This window comes from Asanoa hainanensis (assembly GCF_900188485.1).
Classification (GTDB): domain Bacteria; phylum Actinomycetota; class Actinomycetes; order Mycobacteriales; family Micromonosporaceae; genus Asanoa; species Asanoa hainanensis.
In genome coordinates, this window is the sequence record NZ_FZPH01000001.1 from 106,736 (window position 1) to 133,218 (window position 26,483).

Here is a 26,483-nt window from a genome sequence, read left to right on the forward strand (position 1 = left end):
GGTACGCGTTTGTCCCCAACCATCCTGCCCCCGGTCTCGGAACCCGAACCGTGCGACACGCGGCTCGGCCGCCCTGCGGATGGCGTCGGCGCCGGTCGGACCAGTAGATTGCAGTCCGAGTGCAAATTCTTCTGGCACGTTCCTGACTGAGGGGGGGACGCGATGGCGTCGGTGATGACCGAGGCCGACCTGCGGGCGCGGATCTCGGCTTTCCTGGCCGAGCACGATCCGGCCGCGGCGGCCGGCGGTGGCGACGCGGACCGGCTGGCGTTCCTGCGCGCCCGGTTCGACGCGGGCCTCGCCTGGGTCCACTTTCCCGCCGGGCTCGGCGGGCTTGGCGCCGGGCGGTCGCTGCAACCGGTCGCCGACGACGCGTTCGCCGAGGCCGGCGCGCCCGACAACCGGCCCGGCCGCATCGGCATCGGCCTGGGCATGGCGGCGCCGACGATCCTCGTACACGGCACTGACGCGCAGCGCTCGCGTTTCCTGCGTCCGCTGTGGACCGGCGAAGAGGTCTGGTGCCAGCTGTTCAGTGAGCCCGGTGCCGGCTCCGACCTCGCCGGGCTCGGCACCCGCGCCCGGCGCGACGGTGACGACTGGGTGCTCGACGGCCAGAAGGTGTGGACCTCGATGGCCCACGTCGCCCGCTGGGCGATTCTGCTCGCCCGCACCGACCCGGACGTCCCCAAGCACGCCGGCCTCAGCTACTTCGTGCTCGACATGACCGCGCCTGGCGTCGAGGTGCGGCCGCTGCGCCAGCTCACCGGCGAGGCCGAGTTCAACGAGGTCTACCTGACCGGCGCCCGGATCCCCGACGCGCACCGGCTCGGCGATGTCGGCGACGGTTGGAAGGTCGCGCAGACCACGCTGATGAACGAGCGGGTCTCGATCGGCGGCGGGGCGATGCCCCGCGAGGGCGGCATGATCGGCGTGCTGGCCGCGGCCTGGCGCGACAACCCGGGCGTGCGCACCCCGGGGATGCACGACACCGTCATGCGGCTCTGGGTGCGGGCGGAGGCGGCGCGGCTGACCGGCCTGCGGGTCCGCCAGCAGCTCGCCGCGGGCGCACCGGGGCCGGACGGCTCCGCGGTGAAGCTCTCCTTCGCCACGCTCAGCCAGCAGATCTCCGCGGCCGAGCTCGACCTGCTCGGCGACGAGGGGCTGCGCCGCGACTCGTGGGCGATGGGCCGACCCGAGGAGGTCGACTTCACCGGACGCGACGCGGGCTACCGCTACCTGCGCGCCAAGGGCAACTCGATCGAGGGTGGCACGTCCGAGGTGCTCCGCAACATCATCGCCGAGCGGGTGCTCGGCCTGCCCGCCGAGCCACGGGTCGACACCCGTGTCGCGTGGAAGGATCTGCCGCGATGAGCGACCTCGTCTTGGTGTCGTCGGCTGACGAACAGGACCTGCGGTCCGGTGTGCGGGACATGCTCGCGGCCGAGTGCACCGGGCAGTCGGTGCTGGCGTTCGTCTCGTCGGGTGCGGACGCGTATGACGCGAAGCTGTGGCGGACCGTGGCGACCGGGATGGGGCTCGCCGCGCTGCTCGTGCCCGAGGCGCAGGGCGGCGCGGGCGCGCAGTACCGCGCGGCGGCGGTCGTCGCCGAGGAGTTGGGCCGGGCGGTCGCACCCGTGCCGTTCCTATCGAGCGCGGTCGTCGCGACGACGGCCCTGGGCTCGTCGGCGTCGCACGAGCTGCTCGGGCGGTTGGCCTCGGGCGAGCTGACCGCTTCGTTGGCGGTGCCGTACGGGCTCTGGTCGGCGCCGCCGCTGCTGTCCGCCCAGTACGGCGCGGTGACCGGCAGCGTGCGCGGCGTCGCCGACGCCCTCGGCGCCGACGTGCTCCTGGTGCCGGCTGACGACGGCCTCTACGCCGTCGAGAGCGCCGCCGCCCGGCGCACCCGGATCCCGTCGCTGGACGAGACGCGCCCGCTGTGCGACCTCGAGCTCAGCGAAGCACCGGCCCGGCTGGTCGCACCGCTCGCGGCGGTGCCACGCGCGCTGCGGGTCGCGGCCGTCATGGTCGCGGCCGAGCAGGTCGGCGTGGCGTCGTGGTGCCTCGACACGACGGTCGCGTACCTCAAGGAGCGCTACCAGTTCGGCCGCCCGGTCGGGTCGTTCCAGGCGCTCAAGCACCGGCTCGCGGACCTGTGGGTCGAGCTGACCCAGGCCCGCGCGGTCGTCGCGTACGCCGTGGCCGACCTCGCCGCCGGCGGCGACGACGCTTCGGTGGCGGCCTCGTTGGCCAAGATCGTGGGCTCGGAGGTCGCGGTGCGGGCGGCCGAGGAGTGCGTGCAGATGCACGGCGGCATCGGCTTCACCTGGGAACACCCCGCACACCTCTACCTCAAGCGGGCCAAGGCGACCTCGGTCGCGTACGGTTCCCCCGACCGGCACCGCGCGCGCCTGGCCACCCTCGTCGACCTGCCCCTGGAGGCGTCGTGACCGCATCCCTGTCCGGCCGGGTGGCCCTGGTCACCGGCGCCAGCCGGGGCATCGGCCTGGCGGTCGCGACCCGGCTGGCCGGTGCCGGCGCCCGCGTCTGCGTGACGGCGCGCAAACCGGAGCCGCTGGCCGAGGCCGTGTCGTTGCTGGGCGGGCCGTCCGTCGCTATCGGGGTGGCCGGCCGAGCCGACGACCCCGCACACCAGGCGGAGGCGGTCGCGGCGGCGGTCGAGGCGTTCGGGCCGGTCGACATCCTGGTCAACAACACGGGGATCAACCCGGTCTTCGGGCCGTTGATCGACATGGACCTCGGCGCCGCGCGGAAGATCTTCGAGGTCAACCTGCTGGCCGCGCTGGGCTGGGTCCAGGCGGTGTACGCCGGTGGCCCCCGCCCCGGCGTCGTCGTCAACGTGTCATCGGTGGGCGGCCGGGTGCCACCGCCGGGCATCTCGTTCTACGGGGTGACCAAGGCGGCGCTGGAGCACCTGACCCGCTGCCTGGCGGTCGAGCTCGCGCCACATGTCCGCGTCAACGCGGTCGCGCCCGCGGTGGTGAAGACCAAGTTCGCGACGCTGCTGTACGAGGGCCGCGAGGAAGAGGTCGCGTCCACGTACCCGCTTGCCCGGTTGGGAATTCCGGACGACGTGGCGGCCGCGGTCGCCTTCCTGGCCTCGGACGAGGCGGCCTGGATCACCGGCCAGACGCTCGTCATCGACGGCGGGGTCACGCTGACGGGACGGGGCGCGTGAGCGAGCGAAGCGAGCGCGGCCAGCTCTGCGCCGGGCGGTCTTGCTCCGCCGACCGAAGGGAGGCGGCGGCATGACCGCGGAGGAAAGGGTTGACGGGCGTACGGCGCGCGCTGAACGGACCCGGGCTGCGATCGTCGATGCCCACCTCGCGCTGATCGGCGAGGGTGACCTGCGCCCGACGGGTGAGCGGATCGCGGAGCGGGCCGGGGTGTCGCTGCGGGCACTGTGGACGAACTTCAAGGACATGGAGACGCTGTTCGAGGCCAGCGGTGCGCGGGTGCTCGCGGAGTACGACGCGGCCTTCGCACCGGTGCCGCCGGACCTGCCGCGCGCTGACCGGGTGGCGCGCTACTGCCGGCAGCGGGCGCGGCTGCTCCAGCTGATCTCGGCGCCGGCCCGAGCGGCCGCGATGCGCGAGCCGTTCTCGCCGCAGCTGCGCCGCAACCGGCAGAAGCACATCGAACGCCTGCGCGAGGAGGTCGACGTCCTCTTCGCCGCCGAGTTCGCCACACCCGGCGGAGCGACCCTGCGCGACGCGGTGATCGCCGCGTCGATGTGGCCGGCCTGGTCGATGCTCCGCGAGGGCCTGGCCCTGACGCCGACGGAGGCGGAGGCCGTGATGACCCGGACGATCACCGCCCTGCTGCTAACCGCCGACGACTAGCCGGGCGGCCTCGCGGGCACAGCCCCAGGAGAGGCTGACCCCGGTGCCGCCGTGCCCGTAGTTGTGTACGACCGTGGTCCGGCCGCGCTGCTCTCTCTCGACGCGCACGGCCGGACGCTCGGGCCGCAGGCCGGTCGCGACGCCCTGGATCTTCGCGTTCGCGAGCCTGGGCTCGAGCGCGCGGCAGCGTTCCAGGATCGCGGCGGTGATCTCGTCGGGGGTGCGGTCCCAGCGGTCCTCGATCCGGACGCCGCCGCACACCACCCGCGTTGGGTGCGGCATGAAGCTCGTCCACTCGCGGTCGCGGCCGAGCTCCATGAAGGCGTGGGTCAGCCCGGGGTTGTCGAGGACGACGTGCTGACCGAAGACGGGCCGGACGGTGTCGTCGCCGGCGAGTTCCCTGGCGGCGACGCCGGTGCAGTTGACGACCCGCTCGCCCGCGCTTTGGAGGTCTTCTTTTTCGCGCAGCTCGACCTGGGTGCCGGCCGCGGCGAGCCGTCTCGTCAGGTAGTCGAGGTACGTCGGCATGTCGACGACGGGCATGCGGCCCCAGGAACCGGCGTCGTACCCGGGTGGCAGCTCGTCGGGGGTGGCCCGGCGCAGACCGGGGATGAGCGCGACCTGCTTCGGCAGGTCGTCGGGCAGTTCGCCACCGCCGACGGTGAGCACGTCGCTGATCCGCACGCCGGTGCCCGGCTCGGCTGCCAGGTCCTGGAAGTCCACGAGGGACTGAGCGGTCCATGCGAGCGTCTTGTCGTGCGGCTGCTGGAAGGAGGGCCCCCAGAGCGCACCGGCGGCGACGGAGGTGGTGTGTTGTGGCCGTTCGGCCGCGAGCACGCGGGTCTTGACGCCACTTTCGGCCAGCACGATCGCGGTGGTCAGCCCGCTGACCCCGGCCCCGACGACGATCACCATTCCGTACCCTCGTGCCCGTGCGGTTGATCTCGGAGAACGAAGCGTTAGCGTACGCCGGCCCGGACGCTACCGTGGTCCATTCATCGTCAGTGACCTACGCTGTCGGGCCGACGGCGACCGTGGTCGCCGTCGACGCGGGCGACCGGCCGGGCGGCAGCGGCCTGTCCACGCGCGACAGGCTTTCGCTTCGTTCTCCGTTCCCGCGGGCGGCGGCAGAACGGCTAGGTGGGTCGCGCCAGGATCGCCCCATCCACGGCTTCGTCCGTACCCCATCGGGTTGGGTCCCGTTGGGCCTGCTGCGGGTGACGATGACGGGCTCGCGGCCGACGGGGTCCGTGCCGTTCACGTGGAACGGGGCGGACGTGCCGTGGGAGCCGGAGTGGCTGGTCGAGTGCGCGTTGACCCTGGACGACCCGCTCCCGTTCGACGTGCTGGACGTGGTGCGCCCGACCCCGCCGGCGCCGCCCTCCGACCTGAGCTGGCTGTCGCACCTGCCGGACTCTCCGATCTCGGCGATGCACGGTTTCGTCGCCTCGTGGTACGCGGACCTCCCGCCAACCTCCGACGGCATTGTCGACGCGCCGCTACCGCGCCCGCTGCTGGAGCTCTACCGCGCGGCCCGCGGCCGGCACGAGGTGCTCTGCTGGAACAACCGGATCTTCCCGCCGGAGGAGATCTACCCGTCGGACGACGGCCCAGGCATCGTGATCGGCAGCGAGAACCAGGGCGTCTTCCGCCTCCGCATCGACCCGGCGGAGGCCGACCCACAGGTGTGGTACCTGGACCTCTTCGACCCACCGCCAGGTGGCATCCCGTCAAATGATGCATGGATCGTTACGTTGGCCGGCGTGAAGGTCCACTCTTAATGGTGTCGGCGCGGACGCGCCGGCTGGCTACCCTTTGTATCCGTGACCAACGCCGATCTGATCCCGCTGCCAGTACGGCGGTACTTCAGGGACCTTTCCGCCTCGCATTCGACGTTGGGAAAGATCGACGGCATGTGGCGGGACCATGGGTTCACGCTGTCGGACGTGCCGAACGACGAGTCCGGTGAGCGGCGGTCGCGCTGGCGTCGCTATGAGGACGGCGTTGATTGGACGGACCCGGCGGACGCGCGCCGCGTGCTGAAGGTCTACGAGCACCTGCTCGACGAAGGACAGCTCACGAAGGATGAGCTGAAGGCGGCGCGCGCGGCGCTGCGCCGACACGACTTCGTCATGTATCCAAACGGGATGATCGATTCGCAGCGCTTGTACGCGGCAAGGCTGCGAAAGTCAGTGCCTCAGCCTCCGGCGTCGCTGAGCGCTCTTCGCGATCCGTCGATGATCCTGGACTCGTTCGGCCGGATCGCGCGGGCACTGCCCGACGACCCGGCGCAGGCGATCGGGTCGGCCAAGGAGCTAGTCGAGGCCACCGCGAAGACTGTGCTCCAAGAGCGTGGCGTGCCTTTTGACGACCGGAACGTCAAGCTGCCGTGGCTCGTGGATACGACGCAGAGAGAGCTGCACCTGCACCCGCAGACGCTCGCGCCGGGACCGGATGGGAGCCTGGCCGTGAAGCGCATCCTTGGCGGACTGTCAGGAATCGCGATGGGCCTTGTCGAGCTGCGGAACGAGGGATACGGCACGGGCCACGCGCCGGCAGGTCCGCGAATTGGGCTGCACCGTCGCCATGCCGTTCTCGCTGTCGGCGCGGCCCACGTTTGGTGCCAACTGGTGCTCGACACGTTCGCCGACCCAGGCGCGCCCTGGCGGACAGCCGCTCCTGTGGCGCAAACGGCGGCGGCGCCGGCCGGACTCTAGTGCTCGGCAGAGTCCTGCCCGGTGGCGGTCGCGGCGCGGCCTCCGCGCTCCATTGCACGCCGAGCGGCGGCGCGGGCGGCCTGGCGGCGAGCCACGTCGAGGTCGGCCGTAACGTCAAGGTCGAGATCGGCGCTGATGGTTACCGACACGTCCAGGTTGGCCCCGGGATCGATAGGGTTCGAGGTCACGGTGGGTTGCCTTCCGTTGAGATTGTTCGATGCGATCGGCGTTACGCAACGTTAAGTGACGGTGCGCGGTAGCGGAATGTAAGGCGATCACGCATTGTGACGCCCGTACACTGCATAAAAATGTGGCTGCCCGTACAAGATCCGAGCTGCCCACCCCGTGGTCGGCAACCGCAGGTGACCATGGGGTCATCCCCCACCCATCTGACCTGCGGATATAGCCAAACATCGCTGTCGATCTCACGCTACGCAAGACATCAACCTTCGTCATTGCTGCATAATATGCGATCGATCTTTGTCTTCGTGACGAAGCGTGACATGGTTGATGTGACTCTCTGTCACGCCGCATCAAGCGACGTCGCGGCTCGTGATGTTGCACAGCGTGACAAGCATCGACGGCACTGCGCGTGATGCTCGGCGCTTGCGCTTCGCGTCAGCGGTGAGGCGCACCGCGCACCGACGACCGGCACCGATGCTAACGCCGGGGCGGGTGCGGGCCATGAGGCCTGGGCCAGTCAGCGAACGGGGGCTGGCGTTCGCAGGGCCAGCGGGTCACCTCGGCGAGCGGGCTGCCCTAGTCGTCCGGTGGCGCGATGAATGGCGGCTCAAGATATTGGCGGTTGTGGCGCCAGCGGCCCAGTGATCGACCATCGTCAATCAGTGAGTAGTAGTCCGCCCAGGCGTCCGCTTCATCTTCCGGCGGGTAGGCGGCGTGCTGCGTCTGCTCGGCCGGGGCGCCCGTGTAGTCGGCGCAGCGGTAGACGGTTAGGTCCCATCCCCACGGGCGGCTGATGTGCTCTTGGAGCTGCACGAGGGCAAGCGCGGTCGGCGGCCGGTCGGTGGTCATGAGCCAGGCCGACGCCCGCGTCTGCGCGACACCCCGGCGTTCCACCACCCGGCCAGCGTATCGAACGCGTGTTCTAGGCGAGACACCCCGCTGAGGCCGTGCCGGCCCCGTGCCCGGAAAACTCCAGACACCGGAGTAGGCCGTAACAAAATCTCGATTGGGACGAGGTCGGCATGGTTCGAGCCTCGCACATCGCGACGTCACGGAGACGTCGTGCATGCAACCGACGGGGTAAGCACCTCTAGGTCGATCCTTCTGTACCGGTCACCCTGAGGCGCAGTGACGCAGGTTTGGGAGGCGCGCACGACGTCACGCGGCGGCACGATGACCTCGGCGTCCGACCGACAGACGGGCGCGAAGGTATGTATTGCGTGCATTGCGGCTCGCCGTGACGTCACTACGCCACAGTTGTGACGTCACCGCAAGACACAATGACGGCGTCGTGGTGTCAGGAACCGTTTGTGCTGGGGTGTGTTTACGCTATGGGCACGGAAGTTACGTGCGTGAAGTTCCACGTGGAGTCCACACCCGAGGGAGGCCGTAAGCAGCGGTGAGCACGAACGCTCGCCGTGAAGTGGAATCCCACGTGGGAGGCCTTGAATGGCCCTGCACAACCTCCGGTATCGCGGCAGGCACCGTTGCTGTACTTGTCCGCGAGGAGGGTGGGTTCGCAGCCTGATCCAGGTTGCGTATCTCGTCTTCCAGCTCTTGACGCTGGTGGACGGGAGCGGCCCCGTCTGAGCTTGCCGGCTCAGACGAAGCCACCATCCGAGAAGGCGTCCCCCGTCAGGCCCTAGCAAGTCAGGCGGGGGCGTCTTCGCCCACTTGTCACGCGACAAACCTAGCCACGTGCGACCTGTTCTAGTCCTGTGTTGACTAGAACAGGTTGACAAGTTACTTGGCATTGTATGTCCAGCGGACTAGACCGACTGCCGGCAACCCCGTAGTGATTCCGGCGCCGCAACGGTTTCGGGTCCGGCGCCGCGCAGAGTCCCGAGCAGGGCACTCGGCGTAGGCGTGCCGCCCTGTTCCTCGCGATCGGGTTGCGAGAACTCGTTGACCTGCGGGCATTCGTTGCCGTCGTTCGTTACTCGCCCCACATGCGTGGTGACCCGCGGATGGCCGGGTGTGGCCATTGCTCGGGTTAGCGGGGCCGCGAGCGGGTCGAGCTACTCGGCGACGTACGTGCCGGACCCCTGGACGCCCACCACGATCCCGCGAGCCTTGAGCGCGTCTACGGCGCGGGCCACGGTGCGCCGGGCCGAGCCGTACTCGGCGGCCAGTTCGTCGTACGTCGGGAGACGCTCCCCCGGCCGGAACTCGCCAGCGCCGATCCGTCGCAAGAGATCGTCTTCGATCTCTCGGGCGGTGTGAGGAATCGGCACGCCCACAGGCTGCGCCTACCCACCGTAGGGGCCACTTGCACCCATTGCACTAGTGGCACTAGTGGCACTACTGTCGATGCCGGGTCGCAAGGGGCGTGAGTTATCCGTGGCAGGGTGCCCCTACATCCGCAGGATGGTCCCTTGCGGCCCGCCAGGACGGGCGTGGCCGGTCGGTGTCAGTGGGCCTGGCCGGTCATGCCGCTAGCGAGAGGGCCAGGCCTCATGGGAGACGCGCGCACGGACGTCGATCGTTTCGCGTGGGGCTGGGCTCAGCTTCAGGCCAGCCAAACCGTCGGCGTCCATCTCGGGTGGGCCGGGCCGCCAAAGCTAATCGGCGAGCGTTGGTGCGTCGACTGCCCGGAGGATTCACGGGAGTTGTGCGAGCAGTTCGCGGGCGCGCTGCGCGTGCTGCTGGCGGGGCCGACTCCTCCGCAAACCGTTGTGGCGAACCACATCTAGCCGCGCGGGCGGTGCGGTGCCGCCCGCGTAGCGCCGAGCGGAGCGAGGGGCGGCCGGGCGGGCGACGCCATGATGATCGCCCGGCCCGGCCCGGCCCGGCGCGGTTGCTCCTAGACGGTCGGCTTGCGCTTCGCGCTGTACTTCTGCCGCGCCTCGTATTCGACGCTGTCGATCGCCGAGCCGAGCGCGGCGCGCGCCTGCCCTAGGGCGGCGTTCGCGGCGGCAGCGCCGCTGTCGTCCTGGCCGTTGGTCAGAGCCTCCAGCGCAGCGGCGGCGGCCTGGAATGCCGTGGCGGCAGCGGTGACGGAGTTGGTCAGTGCCATGGTGTTTCACCTCCCCTCAGTCCCGAGTGGTCGGTCAGTGCGTCCTACGCGGGCCGGCGGATGCGGGTCAGCGTGGCGTTGGTCAGCACCAGATAGCCACGCGCGATCAGCTCACGCCTGAGCGACCGACGCAGGTGCCCCTGAAACTCGTGGTCTCCGCCATCACGGTCGATGCGGGTCACCAGGTCGACGAGGTCGCGGGCGTTGCGCTCGGCGATCCGGTCGGCCTCGGCCTTGGCGGTCGAAGGCGTTGGCTGCGGCTCGTGCTCAGGCGTCGGGGCCGGCGTCGGCTCAGCCGCCGGGGCGGGCGTGCACCCGTACGAGAGCGCGTCGAGCGCCTCGGCCTCGGCGGCCATCTGGCGGCGCCGCTCTGCCAGACGAGAGCGCTTGGCTGCCCCGCGCTTGGGCGGCGCCGGACGGTCGAGGGGACCCGTACGGCGCGGTCGATGGCTCGGGCGGGCGGTCATTCGCTCGCACTGTTCGGCAGAGCGGCGAAGTATTGCGTGACCTCGGAATCAGCAAAGGGCAGCCGGTACGCGAGATCCGTCTTCGCGACCGCGTATCGGTACCAGGTCTCTCCGTCCTTGGCGTCCAGTACCAACATCGCTCGGGCGGCCGACAGGTACTCGTCTACCGCAGCGACGGCGCGCTCGACGCGCTCGCGGCGCTCGCGCAACGCTTCCGCCTGACGCGCGAGGCGGGCAGCGCGCTTGATCTCCTCAGGGGTCGGCGGCGGGACGGGCGCGGCCTTGGGCTTGGCGGCAGAACGGGCACGCTTTGCCGGGGGCTTAGCGGGCGTCTGAGCTGGCTGCACGGAGGGCTGAGCGATCAGGCCGGGGTGTTCCTCGGCGATCTCGTAGGCGCCGTTCACTTGCGACGCTCCCACTGCGGCTTGCTCAGATCCTCCACGAACGCGGCCGAATCGAAGTCGTCCGCCTCAAGGCTGATGTTGTCGCTGCCTGGTGCGTTCTGCCCACGCAGGGTCTTGGCCTCGGCGCTCCTGCGACGGGAGTACTCGTCGGCGGCCTGGCGCTCAGCCAAAGAATCGAAGCGGTCGATCTCGTGGAGTTCCTTGAAAGTCATGTCGTCGCCCTCGTCCAGGCGCCTGCGCAGCGCTTCGATGCGCTCGGCGTGCTCGCGCTCGGCGGCGGCGGCGTGCTCGGCGGCGATGGCCCGGCGGATACGGTCCTGCTCGATGCCGCGCAGGATGCCGGCCATGCCGTCCGGGTCGTAGTCGGTTGACTTGCCATCGGCGACGTCGGCAAGGATCTGGTCGATCTCGTGCTTTTCGAGGGTCATGGTGGGTCGCTTTCGTTGCCGGGCGTCTCCGCGTTTCCGGCATGGTCCGAGCGCCAGGCGGCGTCGGGTGGTTTGGGTCGGGCAGGCGCGCAGCGCTCAGTACGCGCGGTCGCGGTGGGCGGTCACGCCCAGGCGGCGATGAACGTCCGCGCGGGCGGTCCGGCGGGCGGTCTCGCGGTCGCGCGGGTCGAAGGCGAGCGGCGGCGGGCACTCATCGCAGGCGGTCACGTAGGCGCTGGCGTAGGGGTGCGTGGCGTCTGCGTCCAGCTCGATGAGTAGGGCGGCCTCGTATTCAGCGGCCCAGCGGGCGGCGTAGGCGTCCAGGTCGATCATGCGTGCTCCCGGGGAGATCGGACGGGCGGTGTCTGATCTCCGCGCGAGCGCGGGCGGGCGGTGGGGCGGGCGCGAACAGCGCGGCCCGGCGCAGCGCGATTAAGTGACAGACGCGTACTGGCCTGCTCTCGGCCGCGTGCACAGAAGTGCACCTTGCACACCATGTGAGCTGCGGTTGCGTGCAGGGCGGGGCGCGTTCGGCCGGTAATAAGTGACAGACGGGACTGTCGGGCGGGACGGTTGAGCTCAGCCGCGACGGCGCGACCAGAAGGCGTCTGCTCGGGCGAGGTTCGCGGCGGCGTGGCGCGCGGCGGCGTCGTGCATGGCGTACGCCTCGGCGGCCAGCCAGGCGGCCGGGTAGCGGCTCGTGAGCAGGCGGCGGGCGACGTAGGCGCGGTCCATCACATGGGCGTGCTCGGCCTCAATCTCATGGATGGCGGCGACGGCGGCGGGGCCGGCGAGGGCGGCTGCCTGCGTAGCGGTTGCCCATTCAGCGCGGGCGGCGTGGCTGGCGCGTTCACATGCGGTGCGGTCGGCGCGACGGCAGGCGGGCGTGCACCATCGCGGCGGGCGACCGCGCTTGCCCGGTTGCTGTGGCATCTCGGCGGCGCACTGCTGGCAGACGCGATCGAAGCGGCCGGCGGCGGCCTGCGCCGTGGTGCGCTTGGCGTGGCAGCCGGCGCAGAGCCATCGCAGCGAACGGATTCGATGGTCGTCCCTGTCGCCGACGTGGTCAGTTTCGCCGTCGGGCACGTGCTCTTCGGTGGTGTCGCGCGAGCAGATGGCGCATCGGTAGGCGTGCAGGCGGGCGACGGTTGCGCGGCGGGCTGCCCAGTCCGACGGCAGGTTACGGGGTGCGGTCCACACGTGGGGGCTCCTGGATTGCCTGCGCGCGGAGCGCTGCGGCGGCGATGGTGGCGAACGTGCTGGCGGTGGCGCGGGCGGCTGCGTGCCGCTCAGCGGCGTGCGTGGTCCGTTGCGCACGCCGACCGCCTCGGCGGCGCGGTCGTGGCTGGTCGTGGTTCGTAGACATGGGTGCTCCTCGATACAAAAGCGCCCCGGTCGCTGCGAGCCTGGGGCATTGGCTCAGCAGCAACTCGGGGCGCTTGATTGTGGGCGGGCGCGCGCTCCCATGCCCCGGGAGCGGTGTGCCTCGCGCGGTGTGAAGTTGTGTCAGGCGGCGGCGCGTACGGCGTCACGCAACGCGCGGAGCGTGGCCAGCTCGGCGGCTCGGCGGCGGCGGTTGGCTCGCTGCTCGCAGGCTCGCGAGCACCAGCGGCGAGGGCGGCCGGTGCGCTGGGCGGGTAGCGGCGCAGGGCAGTTGGCGCAGTTGGGCAAGGCATCCTCCTCGGAGTGTTGAGCGGCCCGCGGACTTTTGCTTCATGTAGTTACTGCGCCTCAGCGGCACAAAGTGTGCGGTCAGGGTCGTGTGGCAGCCGGTTTCCGCTTCATGTAGTTAGGGGGCCTCGCGGCGCCAAGGTGTGCGGCCCCATAGACAGCAAAACGCCCGGCGCCCTACGCGGGTGTAGAGGCCGGGCGTCTGTGGCGCTGTGCGGTCGCTCAGGCCGTCAGGCAGTGGCCATGCGAGCGCTGGCCAAGTGCCGGCGCGCCGTACGCGCGGACACGTTCAGCGCGGCCATCACCTCGGCGGCCGTAGCGGTCGGACGGTCGGCCACGAGAGCGGCCACGCGTGCGGCCGTGCCGGTCGGCCGGGCAGACGGGCGCGGCGAGGTCCCGCGAACAGCGTGGCGGGCCACGATCGGCAGCGCGCGGGCGCCAGCGGGCATGACGGGCGGCCGGGCCGGCGGCAGGCTGGTCACGAGGCCGGCGGCAGACTGACCAGCCGTGGCCGGCGTGGCCGTGGCCGGCGTGGCCGTGGCCGGCGTGCGGCCAGAGCGCGCCAGCACTTCAACGGTCAGCAGCAGCGCCACGGCGGGCCAGGCGGAAACGACGCGCGAGACGGGCGAGGCATCGGCCGCCATGACGTTCGCGGCCAGCGACGCGGCCACGCCGACGGCCAAGGCGACCCATGCGGACCCGCGATGCCGGCGGCCGTCGCCGAGTGCGACCGTGGCCACGAGGACCAGGCCGTCAACGGACAGCGGCAGCATGGCGGCCAGCGCGGGCGACTGGCCGGCGGACAGCGCAAGCTCGTGCATGTGGTCGTAGCTGGCCACGGCGGCGATGGTGGTCACGGCCACGGTGCCGAGGATCGAAGCGATGCGGCGGCCGTTCACAGCGCCACCGGCCAGGCATCGAAGCGGTAGACGTTCGGGGCGTCCGCGACGCGCCACGGCAGGCCGGGCAGGTCGTGCTGTTCGGCAGCGGTCAGCAGCAGCTCGCGCGGCCAGAAGTCGTCGGTGCCGCTCGCCTCCAGAACGGTCGCGCTCACGACGCGGACGCGGACGGCGTGCAGGGGCCGGCGCTCGGCGGCCGGCAGGCCTTCCGCCTGCCAGGCGGCCAGGATGGCGGCGGCGGTCGCTGCCAGCTCGGCGGCCGGCGCGGTGGGCGGGACGTGCTGGTCGGGGTGCATCGGGGTGGAGCCGGTAGCGTCGTTCATTGGGTTGCCTCCAGGTTGAGTCTGGCGGGTGATCCAGTCCGGGCGTCGGGGCGGGAACCCTGGCGCTCGGGCGCTTACTTGGGGCGGCGGTCAGCCGCCGTACCAGTCCAGATCGCGTTTGAGTTCGGCGAGCGTGGCGAACGGCTCGATGTCCGACCAGCGGTATCGGATGCGCTGGGCAACCGGCATGCGGCCGGGCAACACAGTCAGCTCGGCGAATGCCTCGGCCAGCAGCGACCGGCGCCACAGCACGTCATCGGCGCGCCGCTCCCACTCGTCGCGAAACGTGCGGCCGGTAGGGCGCCACTCGGTGTGCCGCTGCACCGGCATGGCGGCCAGGGTGTCTCGCTCGATTTGAAGATCAGTGATCCTCGCGAACAGCTCGGGCGTGGCCTGCCGAGACAGCGCACGCATGGCGTCGGCTAGGTCCGACTCGACGCGTTCGCGCTCGCCTCCACCGGCAACGGTGACCACAGGGGCAAGCATCTCGTTGTCACCCACCGCGCCGAGGTAGAGGCCGACCAAGTACGCCTCGGCGATGTCGGCCTTGATGCTCACGCGGCGCGGGCAGAACAGGCTGAGGCGGTCCGACGGGCAAAAGTACTGCCGCTGCCGGCGGGCGTACCAGATGTTCATCGGTCGACCGCAGCCCGAACAGCTCATGAGGTTGGTCAGCAGGTGGGCCGGGGCTCGGCCAGCGCCACGTCGGGCGCCACCGCGACGGCCAGACAGGGCGGTGCGTACGGCCTCCACGGTCGCGGGCGAGAGGATCTGCGGCCAGGGGCGAAGGACGTTGCCCGCCTCGTCTAGCAGTGGTTGCGTGTCGCGATGGCTGGTCGACCGGTTCCCGGCCGCGTCGCGGAGACGGACCATGACGGCCCCGGTAAGCGCGTAGTTGGTCAAACACTGCTTGAGCGTCGAGCGGGACCAGCCGGACGTCCGGCGGGCTGGCGCATTGGCGGTCATCCATCGGGTGACATCCCCAAGGGTGGTGCCATCCTCGGCGAGGATCATGGACGCCGCTTGCTGGATTGCGGCGGCCTCTACGGGCTCAATGTCCAACACCTTGCCCTTGCCGTCCGGCGCCGGAACCACGCGGTAGCCGTACGGAGCGCCCCCACCTGCGAACCGGCCGGCGGCGCGCAGCCGGGCATCCTTCGCGCGGTTCCGTGCGGAGATTCGGGCGCGCTCGGCCCGGCCCACCTCGGCATCGATCACGAACCGGAACCGGAACGCCGACTCATCGCGGGAGTCGGTGCCGTCGCTCCCCAGGAACCGAACAGGCGGGAAAACGACGCGTCCCGTTAGCGGGTCCTTGCCTTCCACAACGTCGAGGACCAGTGCGCCAGCGTTGACGCCCTCACGCGTCAGGCGGTCGGTGTGCCAGGTGCCGAGGGCAGACGCGGCGCCGGTCCGCCCGTCCGCAAGCCACGCTAAGAATGCCGGCCGGTTGCGGACGGCACCGCTGATGCCGTCGTCAACGTGTACAGGCTGCCCCTGGCACGATTCCGGGCAGTCAGGGCCAGGGTGGGGAGCGAGCGCATAGCCGTAGCGCTCTGCCATGGCCACCACGTCGGCAACCATGCCCGCAAGGCTGACGTTGGTGTCGCCGTGCTCCTTGCTCAGGCGGACGTAACCGCTCAAGTACTCGGTGATCATGAGCGCGACTGTATCTGACGGCATGCCGGCCCTCGCGGAGCGGATGCGACTGAGCGCGTTCCTGGTGCGTTTCCTGCTGTGCGAAGCGGCGTTCGGCCCGTACGGCGGCTACGCGTCGGTCCCGTCCGCATCGGTGGGGGAGCTGCTCGGGCAACTCCGACAGGTGCCGCTACCACCGATGCGCTGGCCCACGGACCCAACCCACCACTACGTCGGCCCAGGCGTCGTCGTGATGCTCTGCGACCCGGGCGACGGTGACGTGGAGGTCTACATCGGGAGCCGCCACCGAGCAGCCCTGCGCCCATACCGAACCCCAGGCTTCGTCTGGGACTCCTTCAGCGGCTAACCAAGGCAAATGTGTCGCGCGTGGCGGCAGCGCCGCAGCGCCGCGCGGCAGGCAGCGCCGCTGGGCATCTTGGCCGCCTGGTCCGCCCTTTCTCGCCCTGGGTTGGCGCGCTGCGCCTTGACCTAGGCCCCGTGCTTGACCTTCGCCCTGCGCCCCGGGCTAGCTGCTGGCGCCGCGCGCCGTGCGGCCTACCTACGTCCCGCGCCCTGCGCCTTGACCTGGGGTGGCGGCCTGCATCGTGCGCTTTGATCTGGGATGGCGCCCGCGGCTTGCGCCCGCGCCCGCGGCTTGCGCCCGCGCCCGCGGCTTGCGCCCGCGCCCGCGGCTTGCGCCCTCGCCCGCGCGGCTTGCGCCCTCGCCCGCGCGGCTTGCGCCCGCGCCCGCGGCTTGCGCCCGCGCCCGCGCGGCTTGCGCCCGCGCCCGCGCGGCTTGCGCCCGCGCCTTGCGCCCGCGCCTTGCGCCCGCGCCTTGCGCCCGCGCCTTGCGCCCGCGCCTTGCGCCCGTGCCTTGCGCCCGTGCCTTGCGCCCGTGCCTTCCGTCCGACCTGGCGTGACGGTCGCACCCCGCCCTGACCCCGGGTGGCGCCTGCACCCCTGACCTGGGCCGACCTAAGCCGGCCGGCCGTTGCTCCCGGGTGGCCGCCGCCCCAGTGCCTCACCCCAGGCGCCGGAAGACCCCGGCGGGTGACATCGGGTTACCTGGCGGACCCAGGCTTTGCCGCTAGAGTGCGCCAGTGCGCATGACGAGCCGACTGCTTCAGATCCTGCCTACACCGCTGCGCAAGCACGTGTTCCGGCGGCGGGAGGCGGTCAAGTTCATCGCCGTCGGCGGCTTCTGCTGGGTGCTCACCGCTGTGATCAACTATGCACTCAAGGTGACGTGGTTCGAAACCAAGCCGGTCACGGCCCTGACGGCAGCCACGATCATCGCCGCGTTCGTCTCGTACGCCCTCAACCGCGAATGGACCTTCCGCACCCGCGGCGGCCGCCGAGCCCACCACGAGTTGGCGCTGTACATCGTGATCAACGCGATCGGCATCGCCCTCAACTCGGCGCCGCTGTACCTGGCCCGCTACGCGTTCGCCCTCCAGACCCCCCACATCTCCCGCGCCGCCCAGGAAGTCTCGGACTTCCTGTGGGGCATGATCCTGGGCACCCTGCTGGCGATGGTCTTCCGCCTGTGGGCCTACCGCAAGTGGGTCTTCCCGGACGCCGGCGCCCGCACGTCCCGCCCCTCCCGCCGGGCACGAGTCGCCACCCAGACCCGGGTAACCGTCGGATCGCCGACGGAAGAACGCGACCGCAGGGTCGCCTAGCTCCGCCAACATCGGCGTGGCGCCGGGAAGATCGTCCTGCGCGACCGCCACCGACGTGGTCGGACGCAGTCGGCGCCGGCTCTAGCGGTCGTGAGAGCGCGATCCGGACGCCGCCGCGTTAGTCGAAGAGGACGACCGAGCGGGCGCCTTCGCCTCGGGACATGCGGGCGAAGGCGTCGGGTGCGGCCTCCAGGGGGATGCGGTCGGTGATCAGTGGCTCCAGGTGGAGTGAGCCGGCCGCCACCGCGGTGGCTAGGGCCGGTAGGTCGCGGTCCGGGTCTGACGAGCCGTAGACCGATGAGCGCAGCGTGCGCGCCGAGTGGAAGATGTCCAGGGCGCTCAGGCTGACCAGGTCGTCGCGGGCGCCCATGCCGACGACCGTTACCTGGCCGCCGCGCCGGGTGGCGCGCCAGGCGGCGCTGATCGTCGCCGATCGGCCTACGCACTCGATGGCGTGGTCGGCGCCGCGGCCGCCGGTCAGGGCACGGACCGCCTTGGGCATCGTGTCGTCGGAGACGACGAAGTCGGTGGCGCCGGCCGCCAGCGCCAGGTCGCGTTTCGCCTTGCCCAGGTCGACGCCGATCACCGGGTCGGCGCCCGCGGCCCGTGCGGCGATCAGGGCGGCCAGGCCGACGCCGCCGAGGCCGATGACGACCACCGACTGGCCGGGCCGCACCTCGGCGGTGCGGTTGACCGCGCCGGCGGCGGTCAGCACCGCACAGCCGAGCAGGGCGGAGACGTCGGCGGGTAGGCCGGCCGGGACCGGGACCACCGCGTGGCTCGGCACGACGACCTCCTCGGCCAGCGCGCCCAGGCCCAGGGTCACGTGGGTCGCCTCGCCGGAGACCAGGTGGCCACGGGGTGCCGACGGTCGGCCGCCGTCGGCGCACAGCCACGGCTCGCCCTGGACGCAGTGCCAGCACTCCCGGCACGGCGGTGCCCAGTTGAGCACCACCTCGTCGCCGACGCTGACCCGGGCGCCGGCGCCCACCTCAGTCACCATCCCGGCCGCCTCGTGCCCGAGGACCAAGGGATAGGACGGCGCCAGGGTGCCGTTGACCATCGACAGGTCGGAGTGGCAGACCCCGGCCGCGCGCACCCTGACCCGCACGTCGCCCGGACCCACGGGTGGCAGCACCACGTCGGCGACCGATGGGACCTCGCCCTTGCCCGTGACGACCAGTGCCTTCATGAAGGGGTCCTCATCGTTGGATCGACTTGGTCTCGAGGAACTCGGACAGGCCGTGCTCGCCGAGCTCGCGGCCCACGCCCGACTGCTTGTAGCCGCCGAAGGGCGCCAGCGGGTTGAACGCGCCGCCGTTGATGTCGACGGCACCGGTGCGCATGCGGCGGGCGACCGCCAGCGCGCGGTCTTCGTCGCCGGACCAGACGGCTCCGGCCAGACCATAGCGGCTGTTGTTGGCGATCTCGACCGCCTGGTCGTCGTCGGAGAAGGGGATGATCGACAGGACGGGGCCGAAGATCTCTTCCTGGGCGATCGTGTCGTCGGGGTCGACGTCGGCGAACACGGTCGGCGCGACGAACCAGCCGCGGGCCGGCACGGGTGCGTCGGGGCCGCCCGAGACCAGCCGGGCTCCGTCGGCCAGGCCTTTGTCGACGTACGTGCGTACGCGATCGCGTTGGCGCTCGGAGACCAGCGGGCCGAGCCGGGTCGCCGGGTCGAACGGGTCGCCGGTCACGTAGCCGGCCGATGCCGTCGCGGCCAGCTCGACCGCGTCTTCGTAGACGGAGCGGTGCACCAGCATCCGGGTCCACGCGGTGCACGTCTGGCCGGCGTTGAGGAACGCGTTGCCGACCCCGACCTTGACCGCCTTGGCCAGGTCGGCGTCGGGCAGGATCACGTTGGCCGACTTGCCGCCCAGCTCGAGGGTGACCCGGGCGATGCGGTCGGCGGCCAGCCGGCTGATCGCCGCGCCGGTCGCGCCGGAGCCGGTGAACGACACGATGTCGACGTCGGAGTGCGCGGCCAGGGCCGAGCCCGCGACCGGGCCGGAGCCGGTGACCAGGTTGACCACCCCATGGGGCAGGCCCGCCTCGTGCACCGCGTCGAAGAGCAGGTACGCGGTGAGCGGCGTCAACTCGGCCGGCTTGAGCACGACCGTGCAACCCGCCGCGAGCGCGGCGCCGACCTTGGCGACCACCTGGTGCAGCGGGTAGTTCCACGGCGTGATCGCACCGACGACACCGGCGGGCTCGCGCACGACCAGGGAGTTGCCGATCGTCTCGGGCTCGAACCCGGCCCGCGCCCGGGCCGCGTAGTCGCGCAGCACCAGCAGCGGCAGGCCGGTCTGCACCCGCTGTGCCACCTTGATCGGCGTGCCGACCTCGATGGCGATCGTCGCGGCGATCTGCTCGGCCCGCGCGCTCAGTGCCACGAGCAGCCGGTCGAGGTGGTCGGCGCGGGCGCCGGGCGACAGGGCGGCCCAGGGGCCGAACGCCGCCCGGGCGGCCGCCACCGCGCGGTCGACGTCGGCGCTGCCGGCGGCCGGCACGTGGGCGACGACGTCTTCGGTGGCCGGGTCCTGCACGGGCATCGGCAGGGCGTCCAGCGGGGTCAGCCACTCGCCGTCGATGTAGAGCCGGTCGCGGTCGGCCAGCTTGGCGGCGGCGCGGGCCTCGGTCTGGTCCATGCGGTTACCTCCCGGTGGAGCGGGTCGAGCCGTGGAATGTGTGGTCGGCGGCGACGACCACCTCTTCATACGTGATCCGGAGGCCCTTGATGACCGCTTCGAGCCCAAGCTCGAACGCGCCCTCGTCGACCTCGCGCTGGTGTGCCGCCAACCGATGGGCCTGCCCCAGGTGGGGATAGTCGGAGGACACGTAGATCGCCGGGTCGGAGGCGAAGCCGCGCGCGAACGACCCGAGCGCCGAGCCGGCCACCAGATAGCGCATCAGGGCACCGATGTGGGTCGCCCGCGCCGGCGGCCAGCCGGCCCGGACCAGCCCGCCGTAGACGGCGTCTGCCATTGCCAGGGCCCGCGGCCGGCGGCCGGGGCCCCTGGCTAGGTGGGGAACGATGTGCGGGTGCGCGGCCAGGGCGGCCCGGTAGGACCGGCCCCAGATCAGCAGAGCCTCGGGCCACTCGTGGGTCGCGAAGCAGTCGATGTCGACGTCGGCGGTGATCTCGTCGGCGACCGCGTCGAGGATCGCGTCCTTGTTGGGGAAGTGGTTGTAGAGCGACGGGCCGCGGACCCCGAGCTGCGCGGCCAGCCGCCGGGTCGACACCGCCTCGAGCCCTTCGGCGTCGATCAGCTCGGCGGCCGTGTCGACGATGCGCTGCCGGGTGAGCAGCGCCTGACGCGGTCGGGGCATCTCGGCACTCCTCTCTCGGGTTGTGCACAACTCGTGTTGCGGGGTGGACAGAAGAAAACTACCACCGTTAGTTTATTCGTGTGGACCTCATCCTGTCACCCGAGCACGAAGCGAGCCGTTCCCTCGCCGCCGAGTTCGTCGCCCGCGAGGTCACGCCCCACGCCGCCGAGTGGGACAGGCGCGAGGCGGTCGACCAGTCGATCATCAAGCGCCTCGGTGACCTGGGCTTTCTCGGCCTGACCATCCCCGAGGAGCTGGGCGGCTCGGGCGGCGACCACCTGACGTACTGCCTGGTGCTCGAAGAGCTCGGTCGGGGCGACTCGTCGGTGCGCGGCATCGTCTCGGTCTCCCTCGGCCTGGTCGCGAAGACCATCGCAGCACACGGGTCCGACACTCAGCGGGCGTCGTGGCTGCCCCGACTGTGCGACGGCACGGCGCTGGGCTGTTTCGCGCTGACCGAGCCGGGCACCGGCTCCGACGCCGCCAACCTCGAGACGCGGGCCGTCCGTGACGGCGACCACTGGCTGCTCACGGGCACGAAGCTGTTCATCACCAACGGCACCTGGGCCGACGTCGCGCTCGTCTTCGCCCGCACCGGCGGTCCGGGCCCGCGCGGCGTCACCGCGTTCCTCGTCGAGACCGACACGCCGGGCCTGACCCGCCGCGAGGTCCACGGCAAGCTCGGCCTCCGCGGGCAGGCAACGGCAGAGCTGACCTTCGACGGCGTACGTGTCGGCGACACCGCGCGCGTCGGCCCCGAGGGGCACGGCTTCAAGATCGCGATGTCCACACTCGACAAGGGCCGCATGTCGCTCGCCGCCGGCTGTGTCGGGCTGGCCCAGGCCTGCCTGGACGCGGCGGTTCGCTACGCCGGCGAGCGCACGCAGTTCGGCAAGCCCATCGCCGGCCACCAGCTGGTCCAGCGCCACCTGGCCCAGATCGCCGTCGACGTGGCCGCCGCCCGACTACTCGTCTGGCGGGTAGCCGACCTCGTCGACCGCGGCCAGCCGTTCGGCACCGAGGCGTCGATGGCCAAGCTGTTCGCCAGCGAGGCCGCCGTCCGCGCCGCCGACCGTGCGCTACAGGTGTTCGGCGGCTACGGCTACATCGACGAATACCCGGTCGGCAAATACCTGCGCGACGCCCGGGTCACCACGCTCTACGAGGGCACCAGCGAGATCCAGCAACTACTCATCGGGCGGGCGCTCACCGGCGTCACCGCCTTCTGAGAAAGGTCAGGCAAGCGATGCGACCGGTCTACTTCGCCGCGGCACGGCGTACCCCCATCGGACGCCTGCGCGGCGCGTTGTCGGCGGTTCGCGCCGACGACCTCGCCGCGCGGGCGCTGTCGGGGGTCCTCGCCGACCTACCGGCGCTCGACCCGGCGAAGGTCGACGACGTCTACTGGGGCGCCGCCAACCAGGCGGGCGAGGACAACCGCAACGTCGCCCGGATGGCGGTGCTGCTGGCCGGCCTGCCCGAGACGGTGCCCGGTGCGACCGTCAACCGGCTGTGCGCGTCCGGCCTGGAGGCCGTCACCAGCGCGGCCCGGGCGATCGCCGCCGGTGACGCCGACGTCGTGGTGGCCGGCGGGTCCGAGTCGATGAGCCGCGCGCCGTTCGTGCTGCCGCGTCCCGAGGAGGGGTTGCCGCGCGGCATGGAGATCTTCGATACCCGGCTGGGCTGGCGGCTGGTCAACCCCCGGATGCGCGAGCTGCACGGCGTGCTGAGCATGGGCGAGACCGCCGAAGAGGTGGCCCGCCGCTACGGCATCGGGCGCGACCGGCAGGACGCGTTCGCGCTGCGCAGCCACCAGGCCGCCGCGGCGGCGACAGCCGCCGGCGACTTCGCCGCCGAGCTCCTACCGGTGAGCCTGCCCGACGGCGCGGTCTTCGAGACTGACGAGGGCATCCGCGCCGACACGTCGCTGGAGAAGCTGGGCCGGCTCAAGCCGGTGTTCGACAAGGCCGGCACGGTCACGGCGGGCAACTCGTCGCCGCTCAACGACGGCGCGGCGGCCCTCGTGCTGGTCAGCGAAGAGGCGCTCGGCTCGCTGGGTGTCGAACCCCTCGGGCGCTGGGTCGGTGGGGCGAGCGCCGGCGTACACCCGGATGTGATGGGCATCGGTCCGGTCCCGGCGACCCGGCGCGTGCTCGACCGGCGTGGTTGGACGCTCGACGACATCGAGACCGCCGAGCTCAACGAGGCCTTCGCGGCCCAGGCGCTCGCGGTCGTCGACGAGCTCGGCATCGACGAGAAGCTGGTCAACCCGTCCGGTGGCGCCATCGCCATCGGTCACCCGCTGGGCTGCTCCGGCGCCCGCATCCTCACCACGCTGCTGCACCGCATGCGCCGCACCGGCGCCCGGCGCGGCCTGGCCACCATGTGCATCGGCGTCGGCCAGGGCACGGCCGTGCTCGTTGAGCGCTGAGACAACCAACCTGAGCAGGGAGATTCAGAGATGAGCGACAGGTTCGCCGATCGGGTCGCGATCGTGACCGGCGCGGCGCAGGGGATCGGTGCCGCGACGGCCCGCCGGCTGGCCGGCGAAGGTGCCCGGGTGGCGGTGGTCGACCTCGACGCCGACCGCAGCGCGGCCACGGCCGACGAGATCAAGGGCGCGGGCGGTGCGGCCATCGGCTACGGCTGCGACGTGACCGACCCGGAGGCGGTGGCCGCGATGGTCGACGCGGTGGTCGCCGAGCACGGCCGGCTCGACATCCTGGTCAACAACGCCGGCATCACCCGCGACAACATGCTGTTCAAGATGCCGGCGGCTGAGTGGGAGTCCGTGCTGACCACCAACCTGAGCAGCATGTTCTACTGCTGCCAGGCAGCGCAGAAGCACATGGTGGCGGCCCGCTACGGCAAGATCGTCAACTTGAGCAGCCGGTCGGCGCTGGGCAACCGGGGCCAGGTCAACTACGCGGCCGCGAAGGCGGGCGTCCAGGGCCTGACCGCCACGCTCGCGATCGAGCTGGGCCCGTTCAACATCAACGTCAACGCCGTGGCACCCGGCTACATCGCCACCGCGATGACGGCCGCGACCGCGACCCGCGTCGGCGCCGCGCCCGAAGACCACCAGAAGATGGCGGCCGAGGTCACCCCGCTACGTCGGGTCGGCCAGCCGGAAGAGGTCGCCGCCGTCATCGCCTTCCTGGCCAGCGACGACGCGTCCTACGTGAGCGGCCAGACCCTCTACATCAACGGCGGCGCGCGTTAGGCGGTGTCTCATGGATCACGGCGGCGCGCGAGTCGCGGGTGGAGGCCCGCCGGACGCGGCGGCGGGTGTCCGGCCGCGGGCGGAGGCCGGGCGGAAGCACACCATCGCCTGCCACGCGTCCCCGGACGCCGTCCGGACGTCGCGGCGGCAGTGCCCTGACCTCGAAGACACGCACGAATCACCCTTCCAACAATGGTCCGGCGCCGCCCCACGTGGCGCCGGGCCACAATCCGGACGTGAGCTGCCCGGATTAGCGCGTACCACCGGCCGGTTCTGGGGAGGACCATCGTGGACTTTTCGCTGAGCGACGAGGAGAAGGCGATCCGGGAGACCGCCCGGACCTTCATCCGCAAGGAAGTGATGCCGCTCGAGCAGGAGGTGCTGCGTCGCGAGCGTGCCCACGAGCCCGGGCTGCGCCTCGACGAGTTGCGCGAGCTGCAGACCAAGGCGCGGGCGTTCGGCTTCTGGGGGCTGGCTACGCCCGAGGAATACGGCGGCATGGATCTGCCCGCCGTCATGCAGTCGCTGATCTGGACGGAGATCGGCCGGTCCTGGGTGCCGTTCCGGTTCGGTGGCGAGGCCGACAACATCCTGTTCTTCGCCAACGACGAGCAGAAGGCCGAGTTCCTCCGCCCGACCATCGAGGGCGACCGGATCTCCTGCTTCGCGATCACCGAGCCCGGTGCCGGTTCCGACGCCGCCAACATCCGGATGACCGCGCGCCGCGACGGCGATGACTGGATCCTCGACGGCGAGAAGACCTTCATCACCAACGGCAACGACGCCGACTTCGCGATCGTGGTGGCGGTGTCCGATCGCGACCAGGACGTACGCGCGGGCGGCAGCACCGCCTTCCTCGTCGACCGCTCGATGGGCTGGCGTTCCGAGTTCATCCCGACGATGGGCGAGGGCGGGCCGGCGTCGCTGGTCTTCGACTCCGTGCGCGTCCCGGGGCGCAACGTGCTCGGTGAGGTCGGCCAGGGCTTCGCGCTCGGCATGCAGTGGATCGGCAAGGGGCGCTACATCATCCCGTCGCACGCGGTCGGTGTGGCCGAGCGGGCACTGCGGATGGCGATCGACCACGCCAACACCCGCGAGACGTTCGGCAAGCCGCTGGCCACCAACCAGGCCATCCAGTGGATGATCGCCGACTCCGAGACCGAGCTCGAGGCCGCGCGCTGGTTGATCCTGCGCGCGGCGTGGACGGTCGACCAGGGCGCCGACGCCCGGCACGCCTCGTCGATGTCCAAGCTGTACGGCGCCCGCATGGTCAACGACGTCGTTGACCGGGTGCTCCAGATCCACGGCGGGATGGGCTACACCCGCGAGCTGCCGATCGAACGCTGGTACCGGCAGATGCGCTTGCTCCGCATCTTCGAGGGCACTGACGAGATGCAGCGCCTGATCATCTCCCGCGACCTGCTCCGCGGCTACACCGAAATCGGAGGACACCTGGCATGAAGCGCGAGTTCGCGTCCGTCGACGAGCTGGCGGCCGCCGTCGGCGAGACGCTCGGCCCCGGCGAGTGGTTCGAGGTCGACCAGTCCCGCGTCAACCTGTTCGCCGACGCGACCGACGACCACCAGTGGATCCACGTCGACCCGGACCGGGCCGCGGCCGGCCCGTTCGGCGGCCCGGTGGCGCACGGCTTCCTGACCCTGTCGCTGCTGCCGTCGCTGGTCGGTGCCCTCTACACGGTCAAGGGCACGCGGATGGGCGTCAACTACGGCCTCAACCGGGTCCGCTTCCCGGCCCCGGTCCGGGTCGGCACGTCCGTCCGGGTCCACGCGGAGATCGCCGCGGTCGACCCGGTCCAGGGCGGCGTCCAGCTGGTCGCCAAGGTCACGGTCGAGAACAACGCGAGCGAGAAGCCGGTCTGTGTCGCCGAAACGGTCAGCCGCCTATACGTCTGACCTGCCGTATCGCCCAGGTCAGGGCGCCGACGGTGCACGCCCCGCGGCACGTGCACCGTCGGTTCACCCGCCGACCGGCGGCGCGATAGGGAGTCGCACCGACTCTCGGCGTGCGGGAGGGGGTTGCGCCGCCCGGCGCGGCGACGCGGGTTGCGCTGGTTTGTGGTTTGGCGGGGAGTCGCGCGGGCTAGTGCCGCGATGCGCCGTCGCCTTGGTTTGTGTTTCGGGGGTCGGGCCGGTTAGCACCGCGATTCGGAGTCGCGCTGGTTGCGGCTTGGCGTTGGAGTCGCGCTGGTTAACGTGCCGATGCGAGATACATGCCCAGATCGGCGCCGCGCGTGCGGCGTCGACGAGGTCGTTGACGTGCCGTCGGGAGCAGGCGGACTTGCGCTGTGTCCTGCCGCGATGTGGCGTCGCGTTGGCTAGTGCCGCGACGCAGGCTCGCGCGGCGATGCGGGTGGCGCTGTGTTGTGTCGCGATGTGGCGTTGCGTTGGCTAGTCCGCGATGCGGGCTCGCGCGGTGATGCGGGGTGGCGCTGTGTTGTGCCGCGATGTGGCGTTGCGTTGGCTTGCGCGGTGATGCGCGGTGGTGCTGTGTCGTGCAGCGATGCGGCGTTGCGTGCGGTTAGCGCGGCGACGCGCGGTCGTGCTGTGTCGTGCAGCGGTGCGGCGTCGCGTGTGGCTATCGCGGCGACGCGGGGTCGCGTTGGTGTGGTTCGGTAGGGA

General features: G+C 71.5%; 29 protein-coding genes. 13 read left to right on the top strand and 16 right to left on the bottom strand.

The window, feature by feature from the left end:
* Positions 1–162: 162 nt before the first annotated feature.
* The 4 genes from CHC05_RS00465 (at position 163) to CHC05_RS00480 (ending at position 3,860) form a co-directional block, all read left to right on the top strand.
* Positions 163–1,371, top strand: coding sequence for an acyl-CoA dehydrogenase family protein (locus CHC05_RS00465; protein WP_245870593.1), 1,209 nt, complete (start codon positions 163–165; stop codon positions 1,369–1,371).
* On the top strand, positions 1,368–2,447 hold the full coding sequence (locus CHC05_RS00470) for an acyl-CoA dehydrogenase family protein (protein ID WP_089243443.1): 1,080 nt from the start codon (positions 1,368–1,370) through the stop codon (positions 2,445–2,447). Before CHC05_RS00465 ends, CHC05_RS00470 begins: the two co-directional genes overlap by 4 nt.
* Positions 2,444–3,196, top strand: coding sequence for an SDR family oxidoreductase (locus tag CHC05_RS00475; RefSeq protein ID WP_089243446.1), 753 nt, complete (start codon positions 2,444–2,446; stop codon positions 3,194–3,196). The genes CHC05_RS00470 and CHC05_RS00475 overlap by 4 nt, the downstream gene beginning before the upstream one ends.
* Positions 3,197–3,266: 70 nt before the next feature.
* Positions 3,267–3,860, top strand: coding sequence for a TetR/AcrR family transcriptional regulator (locus CHC05_RS00480; protein WP_089243448.1), 594 nt, complete (start codon positions 3,267–3,269; stop codon positions 3,858–3,860).
* On the opposite strand, the gene CHC05_RS00485 is transcribed toward CHC05_RS00480, so the two are convergent.
* Complete coding sequence (locus tag CHC05_RS00485; protein ID WP_089243450.1) at positions 3,843–4,775, bottom strand: FAD-dependent oxidoreductase; 933 nt, start codon at positions 4,773–4,775, stop codon at positions 3,843–3,845. The genes CHC05_RS00480 and CHC05_RS00485 overlap by 18 nt on opposite strands.
* A gap of 89 nt (positions 4,776–4,864) precedes the next feature.
* Here CHC05_RS00485 and CHC05_RS00490 point away from each other — a divergent pair, with 89 nt between their 5' ends.
* Positions 4,865–5,641, top strand: a complete 777-nt coding sequence (locus CHC05_RS00490) for a hypothetical protein (RefSeq protein WP_144022431.1) — start codon at positions 4,865–4,867, stop codon at positions 5,639–5,641.
* A gap of 42 nt (positions 5,642–5,683) precedes the next feature.
* Positions 5,684–6,577, top strand: coding sequence for an abortive infection family protein (locus tag CHC05_RS00495; RefSeq protein WP_218824374.1), 894 nt, complete (start codon positions 5,684–5,686; stop codon positions 6,575–6,577).
* Here CHC05_RS00495 and CHC05_RS00500 read toward each other — a convergent pair.
* From CHC05_RS00500 to CHC05_RS00560, 12 genes are all read right to left on the bottom strand, one after another.
* The gene (locus CHC05_RS00500; protein WP_089243456.1) at positions 6,574–6,765 is read right to left on the bottom strand and encodes a hypothetical protein; all 192 of its coding nucleotides are present in this window, start codon (positions 6,763–6,765) and stop codon (positions 6,574–6,576) included. The genes CHC05_RS00495 and CHC05_RS00500 overlap by 4 nt on opposite strands.
* Positions 6,766–7,336: 571 nt before the next feature.
* Complete coding sequence (locus CHC05_RS00505; protein ID WP_089243458.1) at positions 7,337–7,657, bottom strand: hypothetical protein; 321 nt, start codon at positions 7,655–7,657, stop codon at positions 7,337–7,339.
* A 1,121-nt stretch (positions 7,658–8,778) separates the two neighbouring features.
* A complete protein-coding gene (locus CHC05_RS00510) occupies positions 8,779–8,994 on the bottom strand; it encodes a winged helix-turn-helix domain-containing protein (RefSeq protein ID WP_245870594.1) in 216 nt (71 codons plus the stop codon).
* 569 nt (positions 8,995–9,563) lie between these two features.
* Positions 9,564–9,776 (bottom strand): hypothetical protein, encoded by a 213-nt coding sequence (locus CHC05_RS00520; protein ID WP_089243464.1) that lies wholly within the window; start codon positions 9,774–9,776, stop codon positions 9,564–9,566.
* Between the two features lie 44 nt (positions 9,777–9,820).
* Positions 9,821–10,132, bottom strand: coding sequence for a hypothetical protein (locus tag CHC05_RS00525; protein WP_089243466.1), 312 nt, complete (start codon positions 10,130–10,132; stop codon positions 9,821–9,823).
* 107 nt (positions 10,133–10,239) lie between these two features.
* Positions 10,240–10,647, bottom strand: a complete 408-nt coding sequence (locus tag CHC05_RS00530; RefSeq protein WP_089243468.1) for a hypothetical protein — start codon at positions 10,645–10,647, stop codon at positions 10,240–10,242.
* Positions 10,644–11,075: a hypothetical protein gene (locus CHC05_RS00535; RefSeq protein ID WP_089243470.1), complete on the bottom strand. Its 432-nt coding sequence runs from the start codon at positions 11,073–11,075 to the stop codon at positions 10,644–10,646. The genes CHC05_RS00530 and CHC05_RS00535 overlap by 4 nt, the downstream gene beginning before the upstream one ends.
* 96 nt (positions 11,076–11,171) lie before the next feature.
* Entirely contained in the window at positions 11,172–11,408 is a 237-nt protein-coding gene (locus CHC05_RS00540) for a hypothetical protein (protein WP_089243472.1), read from the bottom strand.
* A 246-nt stretch (positions 11,409–11,654) separates the two neighbouring features.
* Complete coding sequence (locus tag CHC05_RS00545) at positions 11,655–12,275, bottom strand: hypothetical protein (protein ID WP_089243474.1); 621 nt, start codon at positions 12,273–12,275, stop codon at positions 11,655–11,657.
* Positions 12,276–12,976: 701 nt separating this feature from the next.
* A complete protein-coding gene (locus CHC05_RS41235; RefSeq protein ID WP_089243476.1) occupies positions 12,977–13,702 on the bottom strand; it encodes a DUF2637 domain-containing protein in 726 nt (241 codons plus the stop codon).
* Positions 13,642–13,968: a hypothetical protein gene (locus CHC05_RS00555; RefSeq protein ID WP_089243478.1), complete on the bottom strand. Its 327-nt coding sequence runs from the start codon at positions 13,966–13,968 to the stop codon at positions 13,642–13,644. The genes CHC05_RS41235 and CHC05_RS00555 overlap by 61 nt, the downstream gene beginning before the upstream one ends.
* A gap of 90 nt (positions 13,969–14,058) precedes the next feature.
* Positions 14,059–15,627, bottom strand: a complete 1,569-nt coding sequence (locus CHC05_RS00560) for a recombinase family protein (RefSeq protein WP_179265997.1) — start codon at positions 15,625–15,627, stop codon at positions 14,059–14,061.
* Between CHC05_RS00560 and CHC05_RS00565 the strand changes: the two genes are divergently transcribed.
* Complete coding sequence (locus tag CHC05_RS00565; RefSeq protein WP_144022432.1) at positions 15,626–15,973, top strand: hypothetical protein; 348 nt, start codon at positions 15,626–15,628, stop codon at positions 15,971–15,973. The two genes, CHC05_RS00560 and CHC05_RS00565, sit on opposite strands and share 2 nt — an antisense overlap.
* A 739-nt stretch (positions 15,974–16,712) precedes the next feature.
* Positions 16,713–17,288, top strand: coding sequence for a GtrA family protein (locus CHC05_RS00570; protein WP_089243484.1), 576 nt, complete (start codon positions 16,713–16,715; stop codon positions 17,286–17,288).
* Between the two features lie 118 nt (positions 17,289–17,406).
* Here the strand turns inward: CHC05_RS00570 and CHC05_RS00575 are convergent, their stop codons facing one another.
* The 3 genes from CHC05_RS00575 to CHC05_RS00585 are packed head-to-tail and all read right to left on the bottom strand — an operon-like array spanning position 17,407 to position 20,621.
* The gene (locus CHC05_RS00575; protein WP_089243486.1) at positions 17,407–18,480 is read right to left on the bottom strand and encodes an alcohol dehydrogenase catalytic domain-containing protein; all 1,074 of its coding nucleotides are present in this window, start codon (positions 18,478–18,480) and stop codon (positions 17,407–17,409) included.
* Between the two features lie 10 nt (positions 18,481–18,490).
* Entirely contained in the window at positions 18,491–19,939 is a 1,449-nt protein-coding gene (locus tag CHC05_RS00580; RefSeq protein ID WP_089243488.1) for an aldehyde dehydrogenase family protein, read from the bottom strand.
* Positions 19,940–19,943: 4 nt separating this feature from the next.
* Entirely contained in the window at positions 19,944–20,621 is a 678-nt protein-coding gene (locus CHC05_RS00585) for a TetR/AcrR family transcriptional regulator (RefSeq protein ID WP_089243490.1), read from the bottom strand.
* Positions 20,622–20,701: 80 nt separating this feature from the next.
* On the opposite strand from CHC05_RS00585, the gene CHC05_RS00590 reads away from it, so the two are divergent.
* The 5 genes from CHC05_RS00590 to CHC05_RS00610 all read left to right on the top strand — a co-directional run bounded on the left by CHC05_RS00590 (position 20,702) and on the right by CHC05_RS00610 (position 25,757).
* A complete protein-coding gene (locus CHC05_RS00590; RefSeq protein ID WP_089243492.1) occupies positions 20,702–21,850 on the top strand; it encodes an acyl-CoA dehydrogenase family protein in 1,149 nt (382 codons plus the stop codon).
* Between the two features lie 17 nt (positions 21,851–21,867).
* Positions 21,868–23,052, top strand: coding sequence for a thiolase family protein (locus CHC05_RS00595; protein ID WP_089243494.1), 1,185 nt, complete (start codon positions 21,868–21,870; stop codon positions 23,050–23,052).
* 30 nt (positions 23,053–23,082) lie between these two features.
* On the top strand, positions 23,083–23,844 hold the full coding sequence (gene fabG, locus CHC05_RS00600) for a 3-oxoacyl-ACP reductase FabG (RefSeq protein WP_089243496.1): 762 nt from the start codon (positions 23,083–23,085) through the stop codon (positions 23,842–23,844).
* Positions 23,845–24,132: 288 nt separating this feature from the next.
* Complete coding sequence (locus tag CHC05_RS00605; RefSeq protein ID WP_089243498.1) at positions 24,133–25,305, top strand: acyl-CoA dehydrogenase family protein; 1,173 nt, start codon at positions 24,133–24,135, stop codon at positions 25,303–25,305.
* Complete coding sequence (locus tag CHC05_RS00610; protein ID WP_089243500.1) at positions 25,302–25,757, top strand: MaoC family dehydratase; 456 nt, start codon at positions 25,302–25,304, stop codon at positions 25,755–25,757. Before CHC05_RS00605 ends, CHC05_RS00610 begins: the two co-directional genes overlap by 4 nt.
* Positions 25,758–26,483: the final 726 nt, after the last annotated feature.